We start from the raw sequence: 20514 nt of genomic DNA, 5'->3' as shown, positions 1-20514 counted from the left end.
CGAGTGAAGATCACCTAACGATATTTCCGGAAAACCCAGCTGTCACATCCTCGGGCAACCTTGCCATCCAGCAAAGCGGAACGGAAGCCCCTTTTTCACGGGTGGTCCCAACTGGGCATCCTGTCAGATATGGGCTCTCATCTGCCCCGATCCCCCTGATCGAACACCGCCCACAAAAGTGCCCGAGATCATGTCGTCGAAGACTAAGAGATCTCTAACGATTGCTCAAGGGGCACTGAAGATCTGCTCCCTATCGTCGGTCGCGCCGCACCACCCCGGCGGCGGCGCAACCCGATGGAGGAGAAACACCATGACGGCACTCTTCGGACGCAACCGAACCCGGATCGCGGCCGTGCTGACCGGAACCGCCCTCGCGGGCGCCGCGACCGCGATCGTCGCGGGCGCCGCGTCGGCCCAACCCTTCGCTCCCGCACCGGCCGGACCCGGTGGCCCGACGGTGGTCTGCGTCATTCCCGGGCCCGGCATCGACGCCCATCCCGCCGTACCGCTGCCGGACGTACCCGGACCACACGTGCGCATCGAGCGCATCGCACCGGGCACCGTCCTCCCCGGCTGCCCGCCGCTCGGCGAGCACGGGCTCGTCACGGTGCGGCCCGCCCAACCGGCCGCGACCGGCAGCAGCGGCAGCTGAACGGTCACCCGCCCTATGGTGGCCCCATGACCCGACAGCGCATCTTGGTCGTGGACGATGAGACTCGAGTTCTCGCGTCACTGCGACGCGGGCTCGAGCTCTCGGAATTCGAGGTGGTCACCGCCGGCGGCGGCGGCGAGGCCCTCGCCATGGTCGGCTCGGCCGCCCCGGACGCGATGGTGCTCGACGTGAATATGCCCGACCTGGACGGGGCGGGCGTGGTCACCGCACTGCGCGCCATGGGCAATGACATTCCCATCTGTGTGCTCAGCGCCCGCACCGCGGTGAGCGACCGCATCGCCTGCCTCGAGCGTGGGGCCGACGATTACCTCACCAAACCGTTCGACCTCGGCGAGCTGGTCGCCCGGCTGCGCGCGCTGCTGCGGCGCAGACCACTGGCCACCCAACCGCCGGTACAGGCGTTCCGGGTCGGACAGGTGCGGCTCGACCGCGGCGGACGGCGGGTCTCGGCCAATGGCAGACCGGTCGAACTCACCAAGCGCGAATTCGACGTACTCGCGGTGCTGGCCGATAACGCCGGGATCGTGCTCACTCGCGAGCAGATCCTCTCCGCGGTATGGGGTTACGACTTCACCACCGACACCAATGTGGTCGACGTATTCGTCTCCTATCTGCGGCGGAAGTTGGAGGCGAACGGAGTCCCGCGGGTGTTGCATACCGTGCGCGGGGTCGGATTCGTCCTGCGGGAGCAACCGTGAGCACGTCGTTGTCGCTGCGGACTCGGGTCGCGTTCGTATCGGGCGGGGTCGCGGCGCTGGTCGCGGTGGTGCTCGGCATCGCCTACTTCGCATTGCTCGGCACGGCGAGTTCGCGGCAGCTGGACAAGACGGTGTCGACCATGGGTGTCCGGGTCGCGCAGCCGGCGGATATCGCGCCCGCCGAGCCCGTTCCGGGCCAACGGCCGGACGGCATGCCGCGGGTGCTGCACTCGGGAATGGTTGCGGCGGTGCCCTTTCCGGATGCTCCGGGGGATATGGTTCCGGATGTTCCGGCGCATGTGGTGCGGATCGCCGACGACGCCGTCGCCCCCGTCGCGGGCGCCCCCGGCTTGGCGGTGATACTCAGACCGGATCGCACCGCCGTCGACTCGGCCATCCACCGCAGCCAGCTGATCGGCCTGTCGGTCGCGGTGGCCGCGGTGGTGTCGGCCGCCGCGCTCGGCTGGTTGCTCGCCGGTTATGCCGCACGCCCGCTCCGTCGCCTGGCCACCGCCACGCACGGTATCGACACCCTCGAGGGACTGCCCCCGCTTTCCGGTCGCGGCGCCCGCGAAGCCGAGGAACTCTCCGACGCCATCACCCGCATGCTGACCCGCCTGGAAGTGGCGCACAGCGAAACCAGCCGCGCCCTGGCGAGCGCCCGTGACTTCGCCGCCGTCTGCGCCCACGAATTGCGCACCCCGCTCACCGCTCTGCGCACCGACCTCCAGGTGCTCGCGACCAAGGTCCTACCCGCCGAGCAGCGCCGCACCATTCTGTCCGACGCATTGCTCACCGAGGATCAGATCGAACACACCCTCACCGACCTGGAGCGCCTGGCCGTCGGCGAACTCACCGACCCCACCGCCTTCGAACCCTTCGACCTCTGCGAAACCCTCGACCGCGCCGTACAGGACGCGCGACGCAGGCATCCCGGCGTCCGGATCGAACTCACCGCGTGCGCTCCCGTCACGGTTACCGGACTACCGGGTGGCCTGATGCTGATCGTCACCAACGCGGTCACCAACGCCGTACAGCACGGTCACGCGGACACCATTACCGTCGCCGCGCATCCGGATCCCGATGGCTCGACACAGGGCGACACCGAGAGCGGCGTCGAAATCCGCATCGACGACAACGGCACCGGCATCCCCGAAACCCTCCGCCCCACCGCTTTCGACCGCTTCGTCAAAGGCCCCGGCTCCCCCGGCTCCGGCCTGGGCCTGGCCCTGGTCCATCAGCAAGCCGAACTCCACTCCGGCACTGCCGAACTCGACCACAGCCCGCTCGGCGGCACCCAGCTCCGCGTCCGGATCTCAACGCAGAAATCCGACTGAAGTCAGTCGATCCAATCTGTGATCGGCTCGGTTTCGAACGTGATGCCAACCGGCTCCGGAAGCGTCACAGCACGCCCGAAGGCATAGCTATGGACGTCCTGGTAGCCGTCCCCATCGGGCTGGCTGTGCACCACAACCTTGCCGAACTCACGATCAATGAGCAGATAGATCGGAATCCCGGCTTGCGCGTAGGCAACTGGTTTATCGACCCGATCCCGCTGGTTGGTGTCCGAATCATGCGATGTGACTTCCACTGTCATCACAACCGCCTCCGGCGAGGCCCACTCACCCGTCCCCACAAATGCGTCGAGGGGCGCCAGAATGCCGTCTGGACGTGCTCGGCCCTTTCGGTAAGGTCCAACGGCCAATCCCTGCCCGATGACATGCAGGAACAGCCCCGGGTTCAGCGGCATCAGCAGCAGTAACAGCCAGTTGAGGATCCGGCCGTGGTCGCCATCCGGCACGCGCTTGACCCCCAGTCGTCCACCGATCAGTTCGAGCTGCACACCCACGGTCTCGCGATCGACCGCACGGGCGATCGACTCGAACTCGGTCGTGAGGATCAGATCCTCATCCACCGCAGTCATCGCCCCTCCAGCTCGGTTTCGCAGCGTTCGACAATGCATCCTGCCTCATAGTCACCACCTATGACGCCATTATCGCGCGGTTCGCCGATCACCGCCGGAGCGGCGAACCTACTTCTTTTCCTTCGGTTTGTCGGAGGCGGCGTCGGAGGAGAGGGCGGCGACGAAGGCTTCCTGGGGGACGTCGACGCGACCGATGGTCTTCATACGCTTCTTGCCCTCCTTCTGCTTCTCCAGCAGTTTGCGCTTACGGCTGATGTCACCGCCGTAGCACTTGGCGAGGACGTCCTTGCGGATGGCGCGGATATTCTCGCGGGCAATGATTTTCGAGCCGATGGCGGCCTGGATGGGCACCTCGAACTGCTGACGCGGGATGAGTTCGCGCAGTTTGGTGGTCATCTTGTGGCCGTAGGCCTGGGCGGCGTCCTTGTGCACGATGGCCGAGAACGCGTCCACCGCCTCACCCTGCAACAGGATGTCCACCTTGACCAACTGCGATTCCTGCTCGCCCGCCTCCTCGTAATCGAGGCTGGCGTAGCCGCGGGTGCGCGACTTCAGCGAGTCGAAGAAGTCGAAGATGATCTCCGCCATCGGCATGGTGTAGCGCAGTTCGACACGGGTCTCCGAGAGGTAGTCCATGCCGCCGAGTTCGCCGCGCCGGGACTGGCACAGCTCCATGATCGAGCCGATGAATTCACTCGGCGAGATGATGGTGCATTTCACGATCGGCTCGAAGACGTTGCGGGTCTTGCCTTCCGGCCAATACGAGGGGTTGGTGACGACGTGTTCGGCGCCGTCCTCCATCTCCACCCGGTACACCACATTCGGCGCGGTCGAGATCAGGTCCAGGTCGAATTCGCGCTGCAACCGCTCCCGGGTGATCTCCATATGCAGCAGGCCGAGGAAGCCGCACCGGAAGCCGAAGCCCAGTGCCACCGAGGTTTCCGGGGTGTAGGTCAGGGCGGCGTCGTTGAGCTGGAGCTTCTCCAGGGCGTCACGCAGGTCCGGGTAGTCGGAACCGTCGACCGGGTAGAGGCCCGAGTAGACCATCGGCCGCGGTTCGCGGTAGCCGGTGAGCGGTTCGGTGGCGCCGTTACGCGCGGCAGTGACGGTATCGCCGACCTTCGACTGGCGCACGTCCTTCACGCCGGTGATCAGGTAGCCGACCTCGCCGACGCCGAGACCCTGGGTGGGTTTGGGCTCCGGCGAGACGATGCCGATCTCCAGCAGCTCGTGGGTGGCGCCGGTGGACATCATCTTGATCTTCTCGCGCGGGGTGAGTTTGCCGTCCACCACGCGGACGTAGGTGACGACGCCGCGATAGGTGTCGTAGACCGAGTCGAAGATCATGGCGCGTGCCGGAGCGTCGGAATCGCCGACCGGCGCGGGTACCTGCGCGATCACCTGGTCGAGCAGTTCGGGCACGCCGACACCGGTCTTACCCGAGACCCGCAGCACCTCCTCCGGCTCACAACCGACCAACCGCGCCAGCTCGGCCGCGTAACGGTCCGGATCGGCGGCGGGCAGGTCGATCTTGTTCAGCACCGGGATGATGGTGAGGTCCTTCTCCATCGCCAGGTACAGATTGGCCAGGGTCTGCGCCTCGATCCCCTGTGCGGCGTCGACCAGCAGGACCGCACCCTCGCAGGCCTCCAGCGCGCGCGACACCTCGTAGGTGAAGTCGACGTGCCCCGGGGTGTCGATCAGGTGCATTACATAGTCGGTGCCGTCGACCTGCCACGGCAGCCGCACGTTCTGCGCCTTGATGGTGATGCCGCGCTCGCGCTCGATATCCATCCGGTCCAGGTACTGGGCGCGCATCGCCCGCGCCTCGACCACACCGGTGAGCTGCAACATCCGATCGGCCAACGTCGACTTGCCGTGATCGATATGCGCGATGATGCAGAAGTTCCGGATCCGGGACGGGTCGGTGAACGTCGTATCGGCGAAGCTGGCGGGCACTCCACTCCTCATGGGTATCGGCAAACTGCCGTCTATCGTCCCATGCGCACCGGGTGGTGGCCGCCAGCGGTATCGCCGTTGCGCAGGTCACAGTCACCGCGACCACCGCGAACGCCGTGCCCGCAGGTCACCACCCGCGACCGGGAATCGCGCAAATCTCTGGCCTCACCAGGCGAATTGCGGCTCGGATGAGAAGTCGTCACCGCGCCGTTATCCTCCAAGGATGGCCCGAACCTGGAACACGATCGGCAAGCAGCTCGGCCTTATCGCCAAAGAGCAGGGCCCCAAGATCGTCAAGCAGCAGGGACCCAGACTGGTCGAGAAGCTGGTCGGTACGTTGACGGCGCGCCGCGGCCCGGCCGTTTCGGTGCGCCCGGCCGCCTCGTCGCCCGTCCCCACCGCCGAGCGCGCCCGCCAGATCGTCTACTGCCCGCATCTGGACGGCCGCGCGGATCCGGGCGAGATCGTCTGGACCTGGGTGCCGTACGAGGAAGACCCCGGCAATGGCAAGGACCGGCCGGTGCTCGTCGTGGGGCGCGACCGGCGCACCCTGCTCGGCCTGATGCTGTCCTCGAATCCCGAACGCGCCCATGACCACAACTGGGTCGGCATCGGCAGCGGGAGCTGGGATCACGATGGCAGGCCGAGCTGGGTCCGGCTGGACCGGGTGCTCGACGTACCGGAGGCGGGCATCCGCCGCGAGGGCGCGATCCTGGCCCGCAAGACCTTCGACTTGGTCGCACACCGGCTCGTCATCGAATACCACTGGAGCTGAGGACAATCGAGCCGGGGGCGATCGAATCATGAACCGCGTGCTCGGTCCGACCAAGGTCGCGATGCTGATCACCGATATCGGATTCCTGCTGTACTGGGCGATTGCCTTCGCCCATGTCATTCCGCCGGAATGGGCGTACAAGGACTACACGAATCCGATCCTGAGCGACTGGAACTATTCGTTCGTGTTGCTCGACGTGGCCGCCAGCCTCACCGGTTTGGCCAGTCTGCGCCGCGCACCGGGGTGGCGGACGCTGATGACCATCTCGCTGGCGCTGACCAGTACCGCCGGACTTCAGGCGATCGCCTTCTGGACGCTGCGCGGCGATTTCAGCGTGATGTGGTGGGTGCCCAACCTGTTCCTGCTGCTGTTCCCGATTCCGGCGCTGGTCGCGCTCAGCTGCCCCGCCGAGGAGTCGGCGGTCGTCCAGCCCCGGTAACGACCGAAGGCCACCCGCGACGGGTGGCCTTCGAATCGGTGACCGTCAGCTGATCATGTCGCGGGCACGGCCGAAGAGCAGGCCGTACACCAGGGCGCCCAGCGCGCCGCCGATCAGCGGGAACACCACGAACGCCCAGACCTGCCCGCCCGCGCCCACCTGGTAGAAGGCGACGCCGAGGCTGCGGGCCGGGTTGACGGAGGTGTTGTCCACCGGGATGGAGATCAGGTGGATGACCGCGAGGGTGACACCGATGGACAGACCGGCCAGCGGAATATCGGAGAGCTGGTCGGTGGAGGCCAGCACCACGAACACCAGCAGCGCGGTCAGCATCACCTCGATGATGATCATCGCGGCCATGCCGTACCCGTTCTGCACCACGACCTCGCCGAGCGGGCCGGTCTTGGCCGAGGGGCTGTGCGCACCCCAGCCGTTCGCGCCGAGACCGTCGACCTTGCGGTCGTAGGACGGCAGATTCTTCGCGACGGCGAACAGCACAAGTCCGGACAGGAACGCGCCGATCAGCTGTGCGACCACATACCCGGCCGCATTGACGGCCGAGAGCCGGCCGAGTAGCAACTGGCCGAGCGTCACCGCGGGGTTGACGTGACAGCCCGAAATCGGGCCGATCGCATAGACCAGGAACATCAGGGTGAAACCGAAGGCGAGCGCCACACCGAGTGCGCCGACCCGGTCACCGGCCAGCACCGCCGTACCGACGCCACCCATCACCAGGATGAAGGTGCCGAGGGCCTCGGCTCCCCACTTCTTGGCATCGGAAACGGGTCCGTCTTCGGAAACTTCTTCGACAACTTCTTGAGCGGTGGGAGACATCGTGTCACCGGGTCATCCCCGCATACGCGGGGAAGCCTTCTGTAGTAGTCATCAACAGTCCCTTCGAGATCGGACCCTGCCGGGCCGCAGCGATTTTCTGGGTACCGTTACAGAGGCTACGAGTCCGATGAGGCGACCGAGGGGCGCAACACGCTACGCCAGCCTCGTGATTTCGACAATGACCTCGAGGTCTGTCGAGCCACCACCGGAAAAGACTCCCTTCAGCGGCGGCACATCGGCGTAATCACGTCCGACACCGACCGATACGTGCTGTTCGTTGATGGCGATGTTGTTGGTCGGGTCGTAACCCCACCACTGTCCGGTCCACGCCTCGATCCACGCATGCGACTGGCCCGCCACCGTGGCGCCGATCTCCGCGGCCGGATGCGGATGCAGATATCCGGAGACATAGCGACTGGGAATTCCCATGCTGCGCAGGAGCGCCAGCGTCAGATGTGCGTAGTCCTGGCAGACGCCCTGCCGTTCGGCGAAGGCCTGCACCGCCGAGGTGTGCACCGAGGTGGTGCCCGCGATGTAGGTCATCTCCTGGTGCACCCACTCGGCCGCGCGCACCACGGCCTTCGCGGGCGGCACACCCCTGGCCAGTTGCCTGGCGACCCCGGCGAGCTTGCGGTCGCGCGGCACGTAGGGGGTGGGCGTGAGCATTTCGTCGAAGCGGTCGGCGAGCCGCTTGTCGTGCAGCTGCTCCCAGGACAGCTCCTCGGCGGGCGCGGCGAACGGCTCGGTCTCCACCACCGAGGCGCCGGTGACCTCCAATTCGGTATGCGGGGCATGCAAGTCGAAGGCCGTCACCGCGGTGCCCCAATAGTCGGTATAGCGATAGGACCGGGTAGAGGGCACTGTCTCGACCCGATTGAGGATCACGTTCTGTCTACTGTCAGCACGCGGGGTAAGTCTGGCCTCATTGAACGACCGGGTGACCGGTGCGTCGTAAACATAACCGGTGGTGTGCACCACCCGAATCCGCCAACTCATAGCTCGCCCTCCACCTGCGCGTGATGGTCATGACTGCTGCGCAGATCGGTCCAGGCCACCCACGGGGCCGCGTGGAAGTACTGCAGGGCGATCGCCTCACTCACCTCGCGGCAGGTCTTCTGCAGCGAGAGCAGCCGGTTCTGCAAATCCTCCAGAAGTACACCGGGCGGCAGGAATTCGAGTTCGCTGCGGGCACGGCCGAGCAGCCGCTGCGCCTCGTGCCTGGCTCCGACCCGGCTACTCGGGCGCTGATCCAGTTCGGCGAGACAGGTTTCGGCGACCCGCACCGAATGGAAGACCGAGCGCGGGAAAAGCCGATCCAGCAGAATGAATTCGGCGACCAGATTGGCATCCAGGGCGCCACGGTGGGTGCGTAAATAGGTATCGTGGGCGCCCGCCGAGCGCAACACGGTCACCCAGGCGGGTGAGGATGTGCGATCCCCCGCGCGCGAAAGCAGCAGACGCACGGTCATATCCACGCGTTCGATGGCGCGGCCGAGCAGGAGGAAGCGGTAGCCGTCGTCGCGGCTGAGCGTCGAATCGGACAGCCCGGCGAACATGGCCGCGCGATCCTTGATGTAGTGGAAGAACTCGTGCGGGCCGAGACTGCGCGCCGCCTTCTCCGCGACCGCCAGCCCGATATAGGTGGCGTTCAGGCATTCCCACATCTCACTGGAGGTGACTTCGCGCGCACCCCTCGCGTTTTCACGAGCATTGGCGATCGAGTCGATGATCGAACCGCCGTGTTCGTGGCTGAACGCGACCAGGTCGGTGACGGACCAGACGTCCAGTACGCCGTCGGGTGGTTCGATACCGAGAACGCGCAACAGCACCCTGGACGTACGGTCCGGATCGACGGTGGCATCCTCGAGCAGCTGGTGCACCGCGACATCGAGAATACGGGCGGTGTCGTCGGCCCGTTCGACGTAACGGCCGATCCAGTACAGGGATTCGGCGTTTCGGGCCAACATCAGCGCACCTCGGCATTCGGCGCGAGCTGCCGCGGCGCATCACCGCGCTGTTCCTGCTGCTGTTGTCGCTGTTGCTGATTCGCCTGGATGGCGGTGAGCTCGCGGCCCAGTTCGAACGAATCCGCTTGCGGCGGATCGCTGACCAGTTCCGCCCCCGCCAGTTCGCGATCCTCGGCCGAGGTCCGGCCGGTCAGCACCCAGGTGTCCTTACTGCCGCCGCCCTGACTGGAGTTGACCACCAGCGAACCCTCCGGCAGCGCGACCCGCGTCAATCCGCCCGGCAGCACCCAGATGTCGTCGCCGTCGTTCACCGCGAACGGACGCAGATCCACATGGCGCGGCACCAGTTCATTGCCGATCTTCGTCGGCACCGTGGACAACTGCACCACCGGTTGCGCGATCCAGCCGCGCGGATCGGCCTTGACCTTGCGACGTACCGCATCCAGCTCCCGCGGGGAGGCGTCCGGTCCGATGACGATGCCGTATCCGCCGGATCCCTCCACCGGCTTGATCACCAGTTCATCGATCCGGTCCAGCACCTCGGCGCGTTCGTCGTCCAGCCAGCACCGGTAGGTGTCGACATTCGGCAATACCGGTTTTTCGTTCAGGTAGTACTCGATGATCGTCGGCACGTAGGCGTAGATGAGCTTGTCGTCGCCGACGCCATTGCCGACGGCGCTGGAGATCACCACATTGCCCGCGCGTGCCGCGTTCAGGATGCCCGCGACGCCGAGCACCGAATCGGGACGGAAGTGCATCGGGTCCAGGAAGGTGTCGTCGATGCGGCGGTAGATCACGTCGACCTGGCGCTCACCCTCGGTGGTGCGCATATAGACGAAGTTGTCCCGGCAGAACAGGTCGCGCCCCTCCACCAATTCCACGCCCATCTGCCGGGCCAGCAGCGAATGCTCGAAATAGGCCGAGTTGTAGACGCCGGGAGTCAGCACCACCACGGTCGGGTCGGCCTCATTCGGTGCGGCCGAGGCCCGCAGCGCCCGCAACAAATAGGACGGATAGTCGCCGACCGCGCGCACCCGGTGCGAGGAGAACAGGTCCGGGAAGACCCGGGCCATGGTGCGACGGTTCTCCATGACATAGGAGACCCCGGACGGGGAGCGCAGGTTGTCCTCGAGTACCCGGAAGTAACCGCGTTCGTCGCGGATCAGGTCGATCCCCGCGACGTGGATGCGGACACCGTTCGGCGGCACCAGGCCTGCCGCCGCGCGGTGGAAATGCTGGCACGAGGTGACGAGGCGTTTGGGGATGACCTCGTCGCGCAGGATGTTCTGCTCGCCGTACACGTCGGCGAGGAACAGTTCCAGCGCCACCACCCGCTGCTTGATGCCGCGCTCGAGCTTGTTCCACTCCGCCGCCGCGATCACCCGCGGCACCAGGTCCAGGGGGAACGGCCGCTCCTGCCCGGATAGCGAGAAGGTGATGCCCTGGTCGATGAACGCGCGGTCCAGTGCGTCCGAGCGGCGTTCCAGATCCGCCACGTCGATGGGCGCCAGTGCAGCGAAGATGCCCCGGTACGGCTGGCGGACCCGCCCGGAGCTGTCGAACATCTCGTCGAACGCGGCGGCGAAGCGGCCCGGTTTGTAGCCCTCGAACAATCCGGGTGTCGTTGCTCTGCCGTTGCCGTTCGCCCGCCCGTTCGACCCGTTCGGGTTCGGTGCGGTGGATCGGCCCGAACGCGGCGGGGAAGGGAAGGTCATGCAAAAATCGTGCAACATGCAGCGGCTTTGCCGTGTGAGACACAGGTAAATTTCTTGCATCACTCGGACGCGGCACACCGAAAGTCCGGTTGACAGACCGGTCGGTCGCCCCGCAGCGGTCGATCGGTACCGCCGACCCGGGCGTGTCGCACACGCCGTCGCGATGGCGTCGATTTCGTCTGCCACCCGGCGGCTGGTACCCTCGATCTTCGGCGTTGCGTTACCGGATCACTCCGGGTGTGTCGCACGCGCAGGCTTAGTCAGAAACACTCTGCCCAGCACAGACCACTCAGCGACAGGAACACGAGGAAACAGGCGTGGCCAACATCAAGTCCCAGATGAAGCGGATCCGTACCAACGAGGCGGCGCGCAAGCGCAACCAGTCGGTCAAGTCCGCGCTGCGCACCGCGATCCGTAGCTTCCGCGAAGCTGCCGCCGCCGGCGACAAGGAAACCGCCAGCGAGCGCCTGCAGTTCGCCAGCCGCAAGCTGGACAAGGCCGCCTCGAAGGGTGTCATCCACGCCAACCAGGCCGCCAACAAGAAGTCGGCCCTCGCGCTGGCCCTCAACAAGATCTGATCTTCCGGTATCGGATACCGATACCACCCGTTCTGGGCGCAACCGCCGTGGCCTCGATGACCACGGCGGTTTTACTATGTCCGCCAGCTGGGGCGATGCATCGAACTGCCGGTGAGTTCACCCGGTAGTAGCCGGGATGTCGGGGCAGGCGGCTACGATTCCGCGCATGGTTACCGTGTACGCGAATCAGACTGTGGTCAGAGCCGAGGATCTGCCGGAGGTGATCCGGGCCGCCGAGGTGTTGGGGTTCGGGCTGAAGATCGAGAATGTCATGGTCCCGGACGAGGACGGCGGCTACTCGCTGGAGTGGATCGTCACCCGCGACGAAGACGTGCCCGCATACGAGGAGTGGGACGGCCGGTACGAGGATGTCGACGATGACGAGGAACTACTGCTCAGCGCCGCTGAATAATCGCAGCGCCGCTGAATAATCGCGGCTACGGCGCCTCGGGGTCGGCCGCGAGCCGATCCAGCGCCGTCTGGGAGTCGGGTCCGCCGCGCGGTAGATGATGATCCGCTGGTCGGGGTCCGGCAACGGCATCGGCACCGCCACGCAGTTGGAGGACAATCTCGGCGCGCTCGAGGTGTCCTTCGACGCGGCGCAGCTGGCACGGCTGGATCAAGCCAGCGCCGTCGACCTCGGTTTCCCGCACGACTTCCTGGCCCGGCTGATGACGCGCAGCGTCACCTTCGGCGATCTGAAGGTCGAAGGGCCGCACTGAGATTCCGCGTCGGCGAGGCACGTCACACCGATAGGGGGCTTGCTTCGCCGGACCGGGCGAACCTATGCTCGATTCCGCGACCTCCTCGCCGTAAGCGTTCAACGTCAATCAACGCACCGATCCCCCGGCCCGGCGGGATCGCTGCCGGTGACGACCTTACGGAGCACTCACGATGAATTCCGCGAACGCCAATGCCCGCACCATCTTCGGGACTCCCAAGCTGCCCGCCCGGCATGCGACCGTCGTCCTGCCGATGCTGCTGTCGATCCTGATGACCTGCATCGTCTCGGCGATCAGCACGCTGATGAGCGACGGGATCGATATCGGACTGTGGCTGCGATCCTGGGCCGTGTCCTGGCCCATCGCCTTCCCCACACTTCTGCTGGTGCTCCCGCTGGTCCGGCGTGCGACAGCGGCGCTCGTGCGGGCGCCGGAACAGGCGTGAGGCGGGTAGCCGCAGGCCACCAGGGCGGTGGACGGCGTTGCGGCGGAACCGATCACATTGCTCACGTGGACGCTGGACCGGCACCGCGACGACATTCGTGACCGGCGCTCCCGCGCCTGCGGGGCTATCAAGGCTCCGGCCTCCGCTGGGGCGTCAGCCGATCCAAGTGACACTGACTACGACCACCCGGCGGTCCGGCTCCAGTACGACGTACACGACCAGGCCCGCACCGGCCTGGCCGAAAACGATCCGTCGCATGGCGCTGTCGGGATTGTCGTCCCGGTACGGCGGGCCCTCCCACGGCGTAAGTTCGAGAAATGAGATGAGTTCGGCGAAGTCGACCAACGCCTCGGCAGGTAGACCGTCGACCTGCGCCCGCGCGTCGGCGACGATCTCGTAGCGATACACCAGGGCTAGTGGCCGAGTTTGGCGTTGATCTCCGCGCGATGCTCAGCCGCGCCGATCGTGGCTACCTCACCACCCTGCTGGAGAGCCGCGACCTGCTCGAGCATCCGGAGATGAGCCTCGGGGCCGTGCCGGTGGGTGGTTTCGGCGATCTCGCGGAAGGTCGCAAGCACTGCCAGCACACCGGTGAGGTCCAGCGACACCGCCGCCGCTGACATCTCCTCGCTGTAGCGGCGCTCGAACTCCGACCGCTCGTCACCGACCAGCGCGTCGCGGATAGCCCGGGGAGTCGAGGCAGCCACCAATGCAGGAGACGTCGATGACCTGGACAGCTCGGGTGATGCCATGCCAACACCATAACCCGACCACCCGCCCTGACATCAGGTTCGTCATGCAATCCCTCGTCGACGGCGTCGCAGGTCACCGCATGCTGGGGGCCGCAGAACCAGAGCGTCCCCGGAGACTCTCCCCGACAGCACATCGTCTAGGCGGATGACCGCGGAGCTGGCACGCGGCGAGCGGGACGGTACACCGGGCGAACTCATCGCTCAGCTGCGGGATTCGGCGGATACGCACCACAGGGCCCCCGGTGCCGGACCGATGGATCCGCTGGCCGACACCATGATTCACGGCCAGGATATTGCCCGGCCGTTGGGCCGAGATCTCCGGATCCCCACACCACAGGTGGTCGCCGCGCTCGACCATGTGCTGGGCAGCCTCTTCTACGGTGCGCGAAAGCGCTTCCGCGGGATGCGGCTGACGGCGATCGACGCCGAGTGATCCGCGGGCACCGGGCCGGACGAAATCCGCGGTGTGGTGGGCGATCTGCTGCTGGTGGCGACCGGGCGCCCGGCCGGATCGGCCGGGCTGTCCGGTTCGGGCGTCGCGCGACTCACTACGACGCTGTAGATCTGCCGGAGCTGAAGGTTTGCCCAGCAGGCTCACGGCCGCGGTGTATGGACGCACCCGAGGCCGGGTCCGCTCAATTCACGCAGGGGACGCTGTCGCCGCTGATGGTGGCGTCCATCGGAGTACCGGCATTCGGTGTCGGACGAGCGGATTCGGTGGCCTTGGGGGTCGAGGTCGTGGTCGAGGTCAGCGCGGTGGGCATCGTGAAATCGCTGCCGAGGACGACCTTGATTCGTCCCGCCGGCACGGTGGACGATCGCGCCACCGGCAGGCCGCCGAGTGTATAGGCCAGCTGGTGGGCGTCGGCCTCGGTCCCAGCACCGTAGTAGACGGTGGTGACCGAACCGTCCGCGGCGGTGGCAGTGCCGATCGTGCCCTTCGGATAGCCGCGGGCCACCAGCGCGGTGGACAGCGTTGCGGCGGAACCGATCGCATCGCTCCCGTTGACAATGTCGACGGTGCTGGTCGGCCGGGCCGGCGAGGTGGTGGGCGGCTCCTCCTCGCCGAAAGCGGCGCGCACCTCGCGGCGAATGGCGACCGGGTCGACAATGTTCACGTCCTGGCCGTTGATCACGTCGTAGCGCAGCACCGGCAGGGTGCGGAATTCGACGGACGGCCCCGCGGCCGATCCGACGGTGCGCAGGAAGTCGGTGACGTTCCAGCCGTCGGAGAGCACGACATTGCGATGCGCGACGTCCATCAGCGACGACAGCTTGCCGACGTCGGTGAAGGTGCCCGCCTTACGCAGATCCAGCGCGACCGAGGTGAGGAAGGCCTGCTGGCGGTGGGTGCGATCGAGGTCGCCGTTCTCCAGGCCGTGGCGCTGACGGACGAAGGCCAGCGATTGCGCGGGATCGAGGCGCTGGCGGCCCGCCGGGAAATCGGCGCCGGAGTACTCGATATCGCGCACCGGATGTTTCAGGCACACCTCGACGCCGCCGAGGGCCTTCGACAGGTCATAGAACCCGGAGAGGGTCACCTCGGCGAATCGGTCGATCGGCACCCCGGTCAGGTTGCGCACGGCTTGGACGACCGAAGCACGACCTGCCTCGCGTCCGGCGCGTTCGAGCTTCTTCTGGTCGGTCACGCCCTTGGCGATCAGTTGGTCCTGCACCGCAGCCTTCTTCAGGCCGTAGGTCTCCTTGATCTTCACCTTCGTGTAGCCGGGGATTCCGGATACGGCGACATAGTCGTCGCGCGGAATGGAGACCGCGGTGATCTTCTTCATATCTGCCGGGATATGCACCAGGATCAGCGTGTTCGCGTTGTATCCGCCCTGATCGCTGTCGCCGGCATGCAGCTGATCGAGGATCTCCTTCGGCAGATCGTTGCCGTCCTGATCCTTGCGGGTGTCCAGGCCGATCAACAGGATGTTCAGATCGCCGTCCAGCGAGCGGGGGGTGTCCGCACCGAGTGCATGGGATCGGATGAAGCCGTTGTCGAAGCTGCTTTCGGTCGCCCAGCCCACCGCGGTCCCCACCAGCACGATCGCCGACAACCCACCCGCGAACGCCTTCGCCACCGCGTGACCGACGCGCCGCCGGGGTGGTGGGGTCGGCCGGTGCGCACCACGGGCGTGCCACGACCGAGCGGGCCGCCCGTCGGCACGCTCGGCGTCATCGATTCGAGGAATCGGGGCTGTCTGCTCATCCATGCCGACTTCCAGTCTGACACGGCCTGGTTAGCTGAGAGTTTGCTGATATGACCGGGATTCCGGTCAGCCCGCCCCGTGCAGGTCGAGAATCCTGGTCAGGGCATGTTCCAGTGCGTAGCTCGCATCGGCCGCACCGCCCTTCACATCGGCGTTCAGCGCCGCGACCACCTGCAGCGCGGAACCGATGGTTGCCGGGGTCCAGCCACGGGCCTGCGCCTGCGCCTTCTTCACCTTCCACGGCGGCATGCCCAGCTGCTGCGCCAATTTGAACGGATCACCACGACCGGCCGAACCCACCCGGGCGATGGTGTGCACCGAATCGGCGAGCGCGTCCGCGAGCAGAACATGCGGGACGCCACGGTCGTTGGCCCAGCGCAGCGCCTCCATCGCGGCGGGCCGATCCCCCGCCACCGCGAGTTCCGCCACATCGAAACCGCTGACCTCGGCCTTGCCGGAGTAGTAGCGCCGCACGGCGGCCACATCGATCTTGCCGCCGGTGTCGGAAGCCAGCTGTGAGCAGGCCGCGGCCAGCTCACGCAGATCCGAACCGACCGTCTCCAGCACGACCTGCACCACCTCGCCGGACACCCGCACCCCCGCCGTACGGAACTCGGCGCGCACGAACTCCATCCGCTCGGCCGCCTTCGTCAACTTGGCGCAATCGTGCGTGACCGCACCGGCCTTCTGCAACGCGGGCGCCAGCGCCTTGGCCCGGCCACCCCCGGAATGCAGCACCACCAGCACCACACCATCCGGCGGATCCGTCGCCGCCTCGGTGATCACCGCGACCGCGTCCTTCCCCGCCTCCGCCGCGGACTCCAGCACGATCACCCGATCCTCCGCGAACAGCGAAGGGCTCAGCAACTCCGCCAGCTCCGCGGTACTCGCATCCCCCGCCCGCAGCCGGTCCACCGGCACCGCATCCCCATCCGGCGCCGCCGCCCGCACCCGCTCGACAATCCCCCCGATCGCACGCTCGATCAACAGCTCTTCATCACCGAGCACCAGCTGGACCGCCGAGGGACGTTCAGTCACGACGGGAATCCTACGGTCTCCCACCGACAGCTCCCGGCACACCTCTCAACCTCGCCCCAGGGCACGGATCAGTCATCGGCCGAACACTCCGCGCTCGGGGTCCGGCCGTTCGAGCAATCCGTGAATCCGGCTTCGAGAACCGCCGACGAGTTCTGGAGGGCCCGGAGGTCACCAGATGCAGGCGCGAGGCGGGGCCGATAACCAGGAGGTCGCCGTCGCGGTCGGTTCTCGCCACCGTGGCGCCGAGGGTATGCAGGTCGGCGAGGATCTCGGGGTGGGGGTGACCGAAGGTGTTGTCGGCGCCGACGGTCACGAGGGCGAGGCGGGGGTGCACCGCTGACAGGAATTCCTTTGTGGTGGTTCGTGATCCGTGGTGTGGGACTTTCAGGATGTCCGATCGCAGAGCGGCTCCCCGACTCAGTAGGAGGTGCTGGGCCGGTGCTTCGATATCGCCGGTCAGCAGGATGCGGCCCGCCGGTGTGGTCGCGGCGATCACCAGTGATCTGTCGTTGGCATCGTCGATGGAAAGGGAGCGTCGGTTTGGTGCGGCGGCGGGTGCGAGTACCTCCAATTCGATAGTGCCGAAGTGCAATAGGTGGCCCGCGGACAATTCGAGGACCGGAATCGCGGACCGGGAGGCGATGGCGGCGATCTGCGCCGGACCGTCGGCCGGACCCCGCGGATCCCCCGTCGAGACGCGGCCTCCGGGTGCGGGTCCGTGGGGATCCTTCGCGAGTGGTTCCGGGTGCGCAACACCTCCGATCGACCCCGAGCCGGATCCGCCGTCCAACTCGTGCGGGGCGACAGCCAGAGCCGCGACCGTGCGGCCGTCGACGGCGCCGGTCAGGCCCCCGATGTGGTCGGCGTGCGGATGGGTGAGGACGAGGAGGGCTATTCGCTTGATGCGCAGTCGGTTCAGGCAGGTACGGATGACGCGGGGATCGGGGCCGACATCGATCACTATCGCAACGCCATCGCCGAGTGAGAGTGCGAGACCGTCACCTTGACCGACATCGCAGGCGGCCAGGATCCAGCCCTCCGGGGGCCAGCCCGGATGCCAGATCCGGGCAGGGATGAGCACGGCAGCAGAGCCGACAATGACCGCGGCCATGAGCATTCGCACCGCCGCGGACCGCAGGGCGCACACTGTAAGAGCGACGAAAGCGGCGGTGAGGAGGCCGCCCATGGCTCCGCCGGGCACGGACATCGTGGCGCCGGGGAAGTCCGCGGCGCGCTCGGCGACCGCGAGTAACCACCACAGTGGCGGTGCGGCGCAGTGCAGAACCATCGCGGCCAGCGGCGGCCAGACACATGAGGTCGCCGCGCCGAGTGCGCCGATCACCGTGATGGGCGCGATGACCGGTGCGACAAGGATATTCGCGAGAACCGCGACGATGCTCACACGTCCGGTCAGCGCCACCATGATCGGGACGGTGACGACGAAGGCGCCCGCCGATACCGCCACGATTTCGGCGGGCAGCCGCGACCAGCCGCGGGCGCGCAGCCAGTCCGCCCAACTCGGCGCCAAGAGGATCAGTCCGGCCGTCGCCACGGTCGAGAGCGCGAAGCCCGCGCTCACCGCGAGTTCTGGCCACAGCGCCAGCAGCCCGATGACGGCGGCACACAGCGCGGGCAGCGCCTGCTTGCGCCGTCCGGTGACCAAGGCCAGCAGCGTGATCGCACCCATGGCGCCGGCGCGCAGCACACTCGGATCGGGGCGGGCGATCACGATGAACATGAGCAGCGCCGCGGCCGCGACCGTGGCGGCCAGGCGCGGACCGAGGGTCAGCATTCGGGTCGTGAACAGCACCACCGAGAGCAGGATGGTGAAATTCGCCCCGCTGACGACGCAAAGATGCTGCAGCCCAGCATGTTCGAAGTCCTTGCGTACCGAATCGGGTAGGGCCGAGGTATCACCCACGACCAGCGCGGGCAGCAGTCCTGCCGCGCCTTCGGGCAGCGCCGTGGTCGCCGCACCCGCCAGATCCCGACGCACCGAACTCGCCACCCGCTGCCACCAGGGCAGCGCTCCGGCGGGGCGCGGTGGTCCCAGAGCGCGCAGGGACACGATGGTGAGGTCGCGGTGCCAAGGGTGTTCCACCCGCGCCCTGAATTCGATCGGCTGACCGGGCAGCACCCCGCCCCACTCCGGCCCCTCCGCCAGAATCACCACACCGCCACCGGCCCGCACCGTCAGGTCCCCACGGCGGGACTCTCGCAGACCCGCCCGTACCGTCCAGCGCCGTTCACCACCGAAACCACTGGACCGCAGTACTTTCGGATCGTCGCCGGGCGTCACGACCACCCACACCGAAGTCCCCACCGCATTCCGCAATGGATGTACCGATACCCGCTGCTCCCGCCATGCCGCGGCCACCGCGAACCCCGCCCCGAGCAACACCGCCGCCAACACCACCAGCGCCACCGTCCGCCACCGGTCCCCGACCGTACGAACGAATACCCCCACCCCGACCGCCGCCAGCACCAGGCCCGCCGCAACCACCAACCCCGTCACCCACCCGGTGGTCAACACGACAATCGTCGCACCCCAGCAACACACCGCCGCCGGTAGCAAGCGCGCATCGAGCACATCGGGTTCGACCGCATCGGACTCGACCCGCCGATCCTCCTCGCCGCCGCGCAGAGCACCTCTCCGACGAGCCTCCAGTCCGAACCACGCGGCACCCTTCGCAACCCGATAACGCACCTGCACGGGCCCGGCGACACCCCTCCCATCGCCGCCCCCACCGCGCAAGGCCTCGCCCCGACGAGACATCCGCCCGAACCGCGCGAACACCTTCGCGACCACATGGCCGAACTTCGCGGGTGACAGCGACGCACCCGGGGCCTGCGGTTCTGCCGGGTTCACACCGTCACCAGATTGCGCAGGCGGGCGAGGCGGGTGGGGCCGATGCCGTCGATTTCACCGAGTTGCTCGAGATCGGTGAATCGGCCGTTGGCGGTGCGCCAGGTGATGATGGCTCGGGCGGTGACCGGGCCGACGCCGGGGAGGGCGTCGAGATCGGATTCGGTGGCGGTGTTGAGGTTCACGCGCGAGTTCGGGCTTATCGCACCGGAATCGGGTTTCGCGGTGCTGGATGCGCGGCCGGTGGCGCCGATGGTGGCGCTGCCGAGTTGGGGCGGCCCGGGGCTCGGGGAGGCGGGGGCGACCAGCACCTGATCGCCGTCGGTGAGGCGCTGGGCCAGATTGAGGCCGGTGAGGTCCGCGCCCTCGCGGGCACCGCCCGCCGCCGCGACCGCATCGGCCACGCGCGATCCCGCGGGCAGTCGGACGAGCCCGATCTTGTGTACCAGTCCGACCACGCTGACGACGAGTTCACCGGCCGCACCGTCGGTTCCGGGCACCGCCGCCGGAAGCGCGCCGGGCGCGGCCGGTGCACTCGTCTCGCCCGGCTGCGCGGCGACGCCGCGCGCCACGGCCGGTGGTGTGGTCGTACGTACCGCGGGTACCGGCGGCACCGGATGGGCCACCGGCCGCTCACGGAGCACCACCACCATCGCCACCGCCATCGCGATCAGTCCGACCACGACAAGCGTCACCACACCGCGCCGCCCGGGATCCACCCGCGTCCCTCGAAACCGAGCCGGTACCAGTCTTTCCCGCCATCCCGGGCCAGGCTCCGGCCCGTCCAACCACCGTGGCGACCGCACCTCGCCGTCTCCCTCATGATCGACAGCCACGGCGCTCGACTCGACGCCGATGGGAGCCCAGGCCCCCCGGACACCCCCGGATTCGGGCCCAGCCGATGCTCCGACGTCGC

General features: G+C 67.4%; 22 protein-coding genes. 10 read left to right on the top strand and 12 right to left on the bottom strand.

Annotated elements, in window-relative coordinates; translation table 11 throughout:
* Window positions 1–310: 310 nt before the first annotated feature.
* The 3 genes from AB0H61_RS11150 to AB0H61_RS11140 are packed head-to-tail and all read left to right on the top strand — an operon-like array spanning window position 311 to window position 2708.
* Window positions 311–652: a hypothetical protein gene (locus AB0H61_RS11150; protein WP_357301918.1), complete on the top strand. Its 342-nt coding sequence runs from the start codon at window positions 311–313 to the stop codon at window positions 650–652.
* 26 nt (window positions 653–678) lie between these two features.
* Window positions 679–1371, top strand: coding sequence for a response regulator transcription factor (locus AB0H61_RS11145; RefSeq protein ID WP_357301915.1), 693 nt, complete (start codon window positions 679–681; stop codon window positions 1369–1371).
* Window positions 1368–2708, top strand: a complete 1341-nt coding sequence (locus AB0H61_RS11140) for a HAMP domain-containing sensor histidine kinase (RefSeq protein ID WP_357301913.1) — start codon at window positions 1368–1370, stop codon at window positions 2706–2708. The genes AB0H61_RS11145 and AB0H61_RS11140 overlap by 4 nt, the downstream gene beginning before the upstream one ends.
* Window positions 2709–2710: 2 nt before the next feature.
* On the opposite strand, the gene AB0H61_RS11135 is transcribed toward AB0H61_RS11140, so the two are convergent.
* Together AB0H61_RS11135 and lepA are read right to left on the bottom strand one after the other, a co-directional pair.
* A complete protein-coding gene (locus AB0H61_RS11135; protein WP_357301910.1) occupies window positions 2711–3295 on the bottom strand; it encodes a Uma2 family endonuclease in 585 nt (194 codons plus the stop codon).
* A 108-nt stretch (window positions 3296–3403) separates the two neighbouring features.
* On the bottom strand, window positions 3404–5266 hold the full coding sequence (gene lepA / locus AB0H61_RS11130) for a translation elongation factor 4 (RefSeq protein ID WP_357301907.1): 1863 nt from the start codon (window positions 5264–5266) through the stop codon (window positions 3404–3406).
* Between the two features lie 211 nt (window positions 5267–5477).
* Between lepA and AB0H61_RS11125 the strand changes: the two genes are divergently transcribed.
* Together AB0H61_RS11125 and AB0H61_RS11120 are read left to right on the top strand one after the other, a co-directional pair.
* Window positions 5478–6029, top strand: coding sequence for a type II toxin-antitoxin system PemK/MazF family toxin (locus tag AB0H61_RS11125; RefSeq protein ID WP_357301904.1), 552 nt, complete (start codon window positions 5478–5480; stop codon window positions 6027–6029).
* Window positions 6030–6057: 28 nt separating this feature from the next.
* Window positions 6058–6468 (top strand): DUF5360 family protein, encoded by a 411-nt coding sequence (locus tag AB0H61_RS11120; protein ID WP_357301902.1) that lies wholly within the window; start codon window positions 6058–6060, stop codon window positions 6466–6468.
* Between the two features lie 45 nt (window positions 6469–6513).
* Here AB0H61_RS11120 and AB0H61_RS11115 read toward each other — a convergent pair whose 3' ends face one another.
* The 4 genes from AB0H61_RS11115 to AB0H61_RS11100 all read right to left on the bottom strand — a co-directional run bounded on the left by AB0H61_RS11115 (window position 6514) and on the right by AB0H61_RS11100 (window position 10834).
* Window positions 6514–7302: an aquaporin gene (locus AB0H61_RS11115; protein WP_357301899.1), complete on the bottom strand. Its 789-nt coding sequence runs from the start codon at window positions 7300–7302 to the stop codon at window positions 6514–6516.
* Between the two features lie 153 nt (window positions 7303–7455).
* Window positions 7456–8298 (bottom strand): transglutaminase family protein, encoded by an 843-nt coding sequence (locus AB0H61_RS11110; protein ID WP_357301896.1) that lies wholly within the window; start codon window positions 8296–8298, stop codon window positions 7456–7458.
* Window positions 8295–9269: an alpha-E domain-containing protein gene (locus AB0H61_RS11105; RefSeq protein WP_357301893.1), complete on the bottom strand. Its 975-nt coding sequence runs from the start codon at window positions 9267–9269 to the stop codon at window positions 8295–8297. Before AB0H61_RS11105 ends, AB0H61_RS11110 begins: the two co-directional genes overlap by 4 nt.
* Window positions 9269–10834, bottom strand: coding sequence for a circularly permuted type 2 ATP-grasp protein (locus AB0H61_RS11100; RefSeq protein ID WP_357302302.1), 1566 nt, complete (start codon window positions 10832–10834; stop codon window positions 9269–9271). The genes AB0H61_RS11105 and AB0H61_RS11100 overlap by 1 nt, the downstream gene beginning before the upstream one ends.
* 467 nt (window positions 10835–11301) lie before the next feature.
* Here AB0H61_RS11100 and rpsT point away from each other — a divergent pair, with 467 nt between their 5' ends.
* From rpsT to AB0H61_RS11080, 4 genes are all read left to right on the top strand, one after another.
* On the top strand, window positions 11302–11562 hold the full coding sequence (gene rpsT, locus AB0H61_RS11095) for a 30S ribosomal protein S20 (protein ID WP_357301890.1): 261 nt from the start codon (window positions 11302–11304) through the stop codon (window positions 11560–11562).
* 166 nt (window positions 11563–11728) lie between these two features.
* The gene (locus AB0H61_RS11090) at window positions 11729–11974 is read left to right on the top strand and encodes a hypothetical protein (protein ID WP_357301888.1); all 246 of its coding nucleotides are present in this window, start codon (window positions 11729–11731) and stop codon (window positions 11972–11974) included.
* A 94-nt stretch (window positions 11975–12068) separates the two neighbouring features.
* The gene (locus tag AB0H61_RS11085) at window positions 12069–12284 is read left to right on the top strand and encodes a hypothetical protein (protein WP_357301885.1); all 216 of its coding nucleotides are present in this window, start codon (window positions 12069–12071) and stop codon (window positions 12282–12284) included.
* 172 nt (window positions 12285–12456) lie between these two features.
* On the top strand, window positions 12457–12729 hold the full coding sequence (locus tag AB0H61_RS11080; protein WP_357301882.1) for a DUF2798 domain-containing protein: 273 nt from the start codon (window positions 12457–12459) through the stop codon (window positions 12727–12729).
* 153 nt (window positions 12730–12882) lie between these two features.
* Here AB0H61_RS11080 and AB0H61_RS11075 read toward each other — a convergent pair whose 3' ends face one another.
* Window positions 12883–13137 (bottom strand): hypothetical protein, encoded by a 255-nt coding sequence (locus tag AB0H61_RS11075; protein ID WP_357301879.1) that lies wholly within the window; start codon window positions 13135–13137, stop codon window positions 12883–12885.
* A 5-nt stretch (window positions 13138–13142) separates the two neighbouring features.
* Entirely contained in the window at window positions 13143–13481 is a 339-nt protein-coding gene (locus AB0H61_RS11070) for a DUF6247 family protein (RefSeq protein WP_357301877.1), read from the bottom strand.
* Window positions 13482–13626: 145 nt separating this feature from the next.
* Between AB0H61_RS11070 and AB0H61_RS11065 the strand changes: the two genes are divergently transcribed.
* Complete coding sequence (locus AB0H61_RS11065; RefSeq protein ID WP_357301874.1) at window positions 13627–13914, top strand: hypothetical protein; 288 nt, start codon at window positions 13627–13629, stop codon at window positions 13912–13914.
* A gap of 202 nt (window positions 13915–14116) precedes the next feature.
* Here the strand turns inward: AB0H61_RS11065 and AB0H61_RS11060 are convergent, their stop codons facing one another.
* The 4 genes from AB0H61_RS11060 to AB0H61_RS11045 all read right to left on the bottom strand — a co-directional run bounded on the left by AB0H61_RS11060 (window position 14117) and on the right by AB0H61_RS11045 (window position 20293).
* On the bottom strand, window positions 14117–15697 hold the full coding sequence (locus AB0H61_RS11060) for an LCP family protein (protein ID WP_357301872.1): 1581 nt from the start codon (window positions 15695–15697) through the stop codon (window positions 14117–14119).
* A 63-nt stretch (window positions 15698–15760) separates the two neighbouring features.
* The gene (holA, locus tag AB0H61_RS11055) at window positions 15761–16732 is read right to left on the bottom strand and encodes a DNA polymerase III subunit delta (protein ID WP_357301869.1); all 972 of its coding nucleotides are present in this window, start codon (window positions 16730–16732) and stop codon (window positions 15761–15763) included.
* Window positions 16733–16742: 10 nt separating this feature from the next.
* A complete protein-coding gene (locus tag AB0H61_RS11050) occupies window positions 16743–19601 on the bottom strand; it encodes a ComEC/Rec2 family competence protein (protein ID WP_357301867.1) in 2859 nt (952 codons plus the stop codon).
* Entirely contained in the window at window positions 19598–20293 is a 696-nt protein-coding gene (locus AB0H61_RS11045; RefSeq protein ID WP_357301865.1) for a ComEA family DNA-binding protein, read from the bottom strand. The genes AB0H61_RS11050 and AB0H61_RS11045 overlap by 4 nt, the downstream gene beginning before the upstream one ends.
* Window positions 20294–20514 lie beyond the last annotated feature (221 nt).

The organism is Nocardia sp. NPDC050710 (genome assembly GCF_040654375.1).
Taxonomy (GTDB): Bacteria; Actinomycetota; Actinomycetes; order Mycobacteriales; family Mycobacteriaceae; genus Nocardia.
The sequence above is the reverse complement of the archived record's forward strand: the minus strand, read 5'-3'. Positions and strand labels throughout refer to the sequence as shown.

Bases quoted from the DNA above. Each gene is read 5' to 3' on its own strand.
- AB0H61_RS11150 (WP_357301918.1), top strand. From the start codon at position 311: ATGACGGCACTCTTCGGACGCAACCGAACCCGGATCGCGGCCGTGCTG.
- AB0H61_RS11145 (WP_357301915.1), top strand. From the start codon at position 679: ATGACCCGACAGCGCATCTTGGTCGTGGACGATGAGACTCGAGTTCTC.
- AB0H61_RS11135 (WP_357301910.1), bottom strand. From the start codon at position 3,295: ATGACTGCGGTGGATGAGGATCTGATCCTCACGACCGAGTTCGAGTCG.
- lepA (WP_357301907.1), bottom strand. From the start codon at position 5,266: ATGAGGAGTGGAGTGCCCGCCAGCTTCGCCGATACGACGTTCACCGAC.
- AB0H61_RS11125 (WP_357301904.1), top strand. From the start codon at position 5,478: ATGGCCCGAACCTGGAACACGATCGGCAAGCAGCTCGGCCTTATCGCC.
- AB0H61_RS11120 (WP_357301902.1), top strand. From the start codon at position 6,058: ATGAACCGCGTGCTCGGTCCGACCAAGGTCGCGATGCTGATCACCGAT.
- AB0H61_RS11115 (WP_357301899.1), bottom strand. From the start codon at position 7,302: ATGTCTCCCACCGCTCAAGAAGTTGTCGAAGAAGTTTCCGAAGACGGA.
- AB0H61_RS11110 (WP_357301896.1), bottom strand. From the start codon at position 8,298: ATGAGTTGGCGGATTCGGGTGGTGCACACCACCGGTTATGTTTACGAC.
- AB0H61_RS11105 (WP_357301893.1), bottom strand. From the start codon at position 9,269: ATGTTGGCCCGAAACGCCGAATCCCTGTACTGGATCGGCCGTTACGTC.
- AB0H61_RS11100 (WP_357302302.1), bottom strand. From the start codon at position 10,834: ATGTTCGACAGCTCCGGGCGGGTCCGCCAGCCGTACCGGGGCATCTTC.
- AB0H61_RS11090 (WP_357301888.1), top strand. From the start codon at position 11,729: ATGGTTACCGTGTACGCGAATCAGACTGTGGTCAGAGCCGAGGATCTG.
- AB0H61_RS11085 (WP_357301885.1), top strand. From the start codon at position 12,069: ATGATGATCCGCTGGTCGGGGTCCGGCAACGGCATCGGCACCGCCACG.
- AB0H61_RS11080 (WP_357301882.1), top strand. From the start codon at position 12,457: ATGAATTCCGCGAACGCCAATGCCCGCACCATCTTCGGGACTCCCAAG.
- AB0H61_RS11070 (WP_357301877.1), bottom strand. From the start codon at position 13,481: ATGGCATCACCCGAGCTGTCCAGGTCATCGACGTCTCCTGCATTGGTG.
- AB0H61_RS11065 (WP_357301874.1), top strand. From the start codon at position 13,627: ATGACCGCGGAGCTGGCACGCGGCGAGCGGGACGGTACACCGGGCGAA.
- AB0H61_RS11060 (WP_357301872.1), bottom strand. From the start codon at position 15,697: ATGGATGAGCAGACAGCCCCGATTCCTCGAATCGATGACGCCGAGCGT.